The organism is Acinetobacter sp. ATCC 27244 (assembly GCF_000156555.1).
GTDB classification, from domain to species: Bacteria; Pseudomonadota; Gammaproteobacteria; order Pseudomonadales; family Moraxellaceae; genus Acinetobacter; species Acinetobacter haemolyticus.
The window spans coordinates 1-5935 of sequence record NZ_GG665969.1 but is presented as its reverse complement, the minus strand read 5'-3'; the positions used below and the strand labels follow the sequence as shown (position 1 = coordinate 5935).

3 protein-coding genes and 2 pseudogenes are annotated in these 5935 nt (G+C 33.8%); 2 read left to right on the top strand and 3 right to left on the bottom strand.

All coding sequences use genetic code 11. The features are described from left to right. Positions 1 to 181 (top strand): annotated as a pseudogene (locus HMPREF0023_RS15115) (IS982 family transposase); the annotation flags it as partial. Here HMPREF0023_RS15115 and HMPREF0023_RS15110 read toward each other — a convergent pair. Continuing rightward, the gene (locus HMPREF0023_RS15110; protein ID WP_008942502.1) at positions 168 to 3701 is read right to left on the bottom strand and encodes an NACHT domain-containing protein; all 3534 of its coding nucleotides are present in this window, start codon (positions 3699 to 3701) and stop codon (positions 168 to 170) included. The pseudogene HMPREF0023_RS15115 and the gene HMPREF0023_RS15110 overlap by 14 nt on opposite strands. Before the next feature lie 185 nt (positions 3702 to 3886). On the opposite strand from HMPREF0023_RS15110, the gene HMPREF0023_RS15105 reads away from it, so the two are divergent. Continuing rightward, positions 3887 to 4273, top strand: a complete 387-nt coding sequence (locus HMPREF0023_RS15105; protein WP_017396758.1) for a hypothetical protein — start codon at positions 3887 to 3889, stop codon at positions 4271 to 4273. Between the two features lie 133 nt (positions 4274 to 4406). On the opposite strand, the pseudogene HMPREF0023_RS15100 reads toward HMPREF0023_RS15105, so the two are convergent. Both HMPREF0023_RS15100 and HMPREF0023_RS16975 read right to left on the bottom strand, forming a co-directional pair. After that, positions 4407 to 4638: pseudogene (locus HMPREF0023_RS15100) on the bottom strand (helix-turn-helix transcriptional regulator). A gap of 373 nt (positions 4639 to 5011) precedes the next feature. Beyond that, positions 5012 to 5935, bottom strand: a 924-nt coding sequence (locus tag HMPREF0023_RS16975) for a hypothetical protein (RefSeq protein WP_008942498.1), incomplete at its 5' end; no start/stop codon positions are given.

Below are 5935 nucleotides of genomic sequence, written 5' to 3'. Positions count from 1 at the left end.
CATTGAAACAGTGATTGGTCAATTAACAGATCGCTTTCACATTCAGAAAGTGAGGGCAAAAGATCTATGGCATTTAACCCACCGCATAACTCGTAAAATTCTGTCGCATACAATTTGTGTGGTGCTAAATAAAAAGCTTGGTCATTCACCAATTCAATTCGAAAATCTTATTTTAAGTTGAGATTGGCGTATGGTTTAGCATTATCATCATAAAAACCACGCCAAGACTCTGCATCATCACTTCTGATTTTGGCTTGAACTACAGCTAGTTCTTCTAGAATAAAAGCTTGTAAATCAGAGATGGACTGAGGGAGTAAATCTTCTGAAATCGCTTTAATTTGTTCAATTGTAGGAGGAGTATATAAACTCTCAACTCGTATTTGCTTTTGTTCATACTGTAAAGTTTTAATTAAATCTGTATAACTATCTTGCTCAGCATGCTTAAGTCGCTCTAATGCTCTAGAGGCTTTATCACTAGGATTTTTAGCTAACTGAGCAACAATCCCCTTAAGGAAGTCAGCAGCATCCCAAGGTTGCCTATCCCCTGAATACACTCCACCAGGATGACCTGCATCAGGATATTCATATCGAAATGTAGTCATTATCCATTCTAAAAAATTAACACTTAGTTGAAGGTTAGCTTTATTTTCTCGATATTTTCCATTTAACCTATCTCTAATAGTCCAAATAAAATCTCTATCAAATAACTCTTTATGAAATTGTTTAATCGTTTCTTCAAAATCTATAATTAGGCCTATACCAATCCAATTTTGCCTCTGTTCAATATTTTCCAGTTTTGTACGTTGTGATAGAGATTTTTTGAGAAAATCAAACTGGCCTGCATAAAGCAAACTATCTATTAACTCCGATTCTGGCTTAAGTGCAATCAATGGGAATTGCTTCATCCATCTTTTAGCTAATTCAATATTGAAACTTTTATATTTTGCTCCATTCATAACATTATATAAACCATGAATATCAGCAAATCTGCTTTGAAATAGTGGTTCATAAAATAATTGTAGTGCTTCTTCTAAACAACCACGTCTGAGCAACTCATTTTCAATTTCTTCGAATACTTCAGGAATTTTCACCTCTTGGTCATATCGACAATTCATTAATGTAAAATAACCAGCAAATAAGCGCTCATCAGGTAAATCATTTAAGCCAATATTTTTTCGAACACGCTCTGCTAGTGCGACAATGAGGATAAAACATTCATTATAAATCCTACTTTCTTTTCTAATTTCTAGAATATCTTCGGCCCTTACTTTGGGTGCATTATTCGTTAGAAAGTTTTCAAATCCTTCCATACAAATATTTGATATTTCACTCCCTAGCCACGCTGTAATACACTGGTAAGGTGCGGGTTTACTATCGATATCACTAAACATTTTTAAATACGCTTTTGCTGGAGCCAAAATGACCTCATAATTACCATTACGCAATAATTCGCTATTTTGATGATAAAATTTCTGTTGTTCAGCTTGCAGTACTTGTTTTTTCTTTTCTTGTTTTTGTGTACGCAAATCTTCTTTAATTGCCCAATCATCCAATTTTCTAATAGAAATTTGCTCTAACCATATTTTATCTTGTGCGTTCCCCCTAGTAAAAGGCAGTGCTATGTTACGAACCTCCTGACCTATCTCACCATCATGTTGTACTAAGTAAACAATTTCTTTCCAACGCTCATCCAGAGGATTAGTTAAAAACATATTTTCTAATAATAAAATAACATCGTTTTCATTCGGTATAAGACCTAATGATGCTTGTGAAAGATTTCTAGATCGTTGGCCTATAAGCTTCTCATTAGTAAGTCCAAGAAGCACAAAGCTCTGTATTTTTTGTCTTAATAAATCATTGGTTCGGAAAAAATTTTCTAATTCTTTTATTTTTTCATTATTGTAACCATAGCTATAATCAAATTCTTCAAGCCATCTCCATAATTTTTCAACTGGAATTTCTTTAAAATTGAGAACTCTTAATATTAAATAAGATAGAAGATTCTTTATTTCATATCTTTCATCATGTTGAAATTGGTGTTCTTCTGACTTTAAATGTTCTACAAAAGTATCAAGAAATTTTTCTATTTGACCATCAGGTAGATCAATTTCGATGAACCAAAGTGGTCCCGAAACAGTTTCTGCAGTTTTTAAGTATAAAAAAGCTAAAGTGGCTATTAGCTTACTATCAATTCTGTTATATCCAATATCTTGTAGTAGCTCTAAAGCTAGTCGAAATGATGATTCATCATTAAATCTAGAGAGACTAATATAAATTTCTTCCCAATCTATTCGTTGCTTTTGTATTGCTAATGTTTCACCAGCAGCTTTACGAATCGCATACTCGACCTGAGTCTCTAAAACTAACTTCTTTAAAACTTCAATGAAATAAGCTGGTAATTGAAATGACTGAATAGATTCAAGTAAAAAAATTCTAAACGTAAAAGAAATTTCATAATTTAAAAGAATATCTTTAATGTGGCTTAAAATAACTGGTGTAGTGAAAGCCCGAATCTGATAGCTATTTCGTTTATAAAATCTAGGATTATTTTCCGCTAATCTTTCTACACTAGACAATAAAACTTTAGCTTGCTCTATTGAAAGATTATCGACATCCCCATACTCTAATATTCCAATTGGATCGAATTTAATTACATCGGAAGCTAAAGTAGGCTCCATAATTAACCATGCGTGCATACCACGTAAATTTGCAGGAACAAGCTCATATGCATGAAAAAAAGATAAAAGACGTTTTCTTTTACGGCTGGTATTTGCATGTTTAATTAGCCATTTAGCACCTAAAAACTCTCCTACTCTACGATGTAGGTAGGTAAAGCGTTCAACACCATTCGCTTTAAATAAGCGAGAACCAATTACATTTTCAATATACTGCCCATTTGTAAGACTTTTTATTTCACTGATTGGCAATTCCCCATCATCAACTTTGTGAAGAGGCTTCCTAGTAATAGCTTCATTTGCTGACAGTATTAAAATTCCAAATGCAGCTCCTGTTACTTCAAGTTCAGTTTCTTTAGATAGTTGTCTTTCTTTCTTCTGTTCAGAATGTTCAATTCTTAATAAATTAACTGCATGATCGAATAGTTGAGTTAATGTCTCAGGTAGTTGAGTCGATCTAGCAACTTCTGAAATCAAATTTAATGTTTGTGGATTACCCAATAGCCCTTCTAAGCCGAGGTTCACAAAATGGTTCACAACATTCAGCGCTTGCTCATTTCCTATTTTTTCACTTAAGAAATCATGCATATCACTTTGAGAGAAAGGATTTAAATGAAGTTCTAGTGGTTCAATATTATATTGTTCTTTAATTGCTACTATACCAGTAGCACTACGCCAATCTGCTACACGACAAGACAAAACAAACTGTGGATAATCAAGTTCTCCCAATTTTTGTAAAACTAAATCGATACCATCTCCATCCTTAGATGAACTCAATTCATCCAAAGCATCGATTACAAGAACTTTTTTATTATTTAACAAAGAATTAGGTTTATGACGATAGAGTAACTGTCGAGCAGTACAATATGCAAAATTATCCAAGCTTCCTAACCACTCAAGCAGGCAAGATTTTCCCATACCTGCTTCACCTAGAACAACTAAAGACTTATTTATAGTTGGTAAGTCAGCTTGAGTGACTTGGAAATATTCATCTTTCTCTTTGTACCAAAAGTTTCGTTTAATCATTTATTTGAAAATACCTAATACTAATAGTGTTTTGATTGACAAAAAAAATCATATATTAGCTAAAAAAATCTTTAATTGAGCTTTTTAAACGACACAAAATGACGTTCAAAAATTATGCCTTGATGAACACCCTCGTATACCATAGTAAGATATTTTCAGTCTAATCTTTTGAATTTATAAAAATTATGTTTTCTCATCTCTTTACCCTTTCAATGCCTACTGATTTATATATTTTATTAAGTTTCAGAGCCCAGAACCTAACTCATGTTGAAAGAATAGATATTATTCTTGAAATAGAACGTTGCCTTCAACAAGACGATAACAAACATATTCATCTTGTTTGGAACACTGGCTTTTCAGATAGTAATTTAGTTATTTGGTCAGAATCACTTGCAGAGTCCTCTATTCCATTTAATACAATTCAAAGTTTTTTTAGCTCTGCGAAGTTCGAAAAATATGTTCTACCTGCATATCTTCAAAAAAAAATGAATTCTGATGCAAGCTATATTGTTTTTCCTGAACAATTGTATATTCAATCCATGTTGGGAACATTAGGTCAACAACTAAAATAATCAGCAAAACTCCTCAATAATGCCCTGACTCTCTTTACCTCTCACCTCAAAGCTGGCTTCGTGATATAACTCTATTTTATATATTTTTAACAAAAAAAATGGAATTAGAAAAAATAGGGAGGCAAATGCTCCCCTAATCTAGACTAGCTAACATAGCCTCAATCCATTGATTAATTTCCCAAGCTGACCAAGCAATACGTTTTTTGCGAGATCGTGATTTTCTTAGGAAACGTTGGATCATAGTAAGGCGAGTTTTCATCCATCGCTTCATATATGGTCGAACGACTTACACCTGTAAATTCTATAACCTTTTTAATACTAATAAGTTGATTCATTTGAAAAGTTTGACCTGTGAACGCATTCATGGGGTTTTTCTCCCTATCTGCAAAATGAATTTTTGGTAAGTGTTTTTCGTAAACTTGGTGGTAAGCTAGTTCAAACCATTCGACTGAAATTTCTACATCATTTTCAGCCTATTCCACTAAAAAATTGAAGAATTCACATAGCCAGCAATCAAACTTTCAAATAAGAAATGCCTGATCTTAATTTGCCGCTCAAAACCCATATCTCTTTTGGTATTGCCGCCTTGAAGCTGAATTTTAGATTTCTCCGTCTCCACTTTAAAATCAAGTCAATAACTTTTTAAATGTACATTGGTTTATCTCATAATATCCTCCAATTACTAATACCCAGAAAAAGGAGGATAGACATCAATATAGCTATTCTAATTTAAGAGTGTTATTTCAGCTTCGAATAAAACTTATTCTTACTATCATACTGATAAGGTACAATTTTATTTACTTTAACCATCCGATTATTATCATTCATATCCGTTCCCTGATAATGAATCTGGAATGGATAAAATGGTTGTCCATTTTTGTTGACTTGGATTGCTGAAGAATAGCCATACTCTGGTTGTTCTGAAACTTTTCCTTCTTCGAACATTTGTTCAACAATATAGCCTTCTTCATTTAACAGAAGAAGTGACCATACGCTTTCCCCATAACCATTGCCGTAATAACCATCAATGGTATAGCTTCCTAGTGTATTGTTTCCAAAAGCTTGTAAGTTCTTTCTAAATTCTTGGGCGTTCCATGAGGTTCGACCATATCCCTCAATACTTTCAACTCCCCCTTGGGGTGTTTTTGAAATCATTTGGAATTGTCCATTGTCCAATTTTTTAAAGAGATATAATTCCAAAGTGCCTCGTGTAGCATGTGAAGTTTCTATCCTGCCTTCGATTGCTAAAGTCACTTCGACAGGGACTAAATAACGGGCTTCCCCCTGCATATTCTGGTAAGTAAAAATAGGCGCGATACTGATCACAGCGTCTGTGAGATCGTCCAAGTCGCTAGGCTTATTAACATAGTAGTATTTGCCACTTCCCCAGTAATCATCTTTTTCTCTTTCTCTGGATGATGTCACTTTATAAAAACTTCGAGCAACGGTATCTGTACTTAGGTTAGGGAGTACAACTTGCTTAAAGTTCTTAGGTTCAAGCTTGGATGTATCATAGTATTTAATGGCTGTTGTGGCTGTTTGTACTGATGGCGTTTGAACAACATTGAGCTGCTGTGCTTTAGCCTGCAATGTATTGTATAACTTGACGGCTTCAGGTTGCCCTTGCCGTGCTGCACTTTGCAACAAGGTAACGCCCTTTTC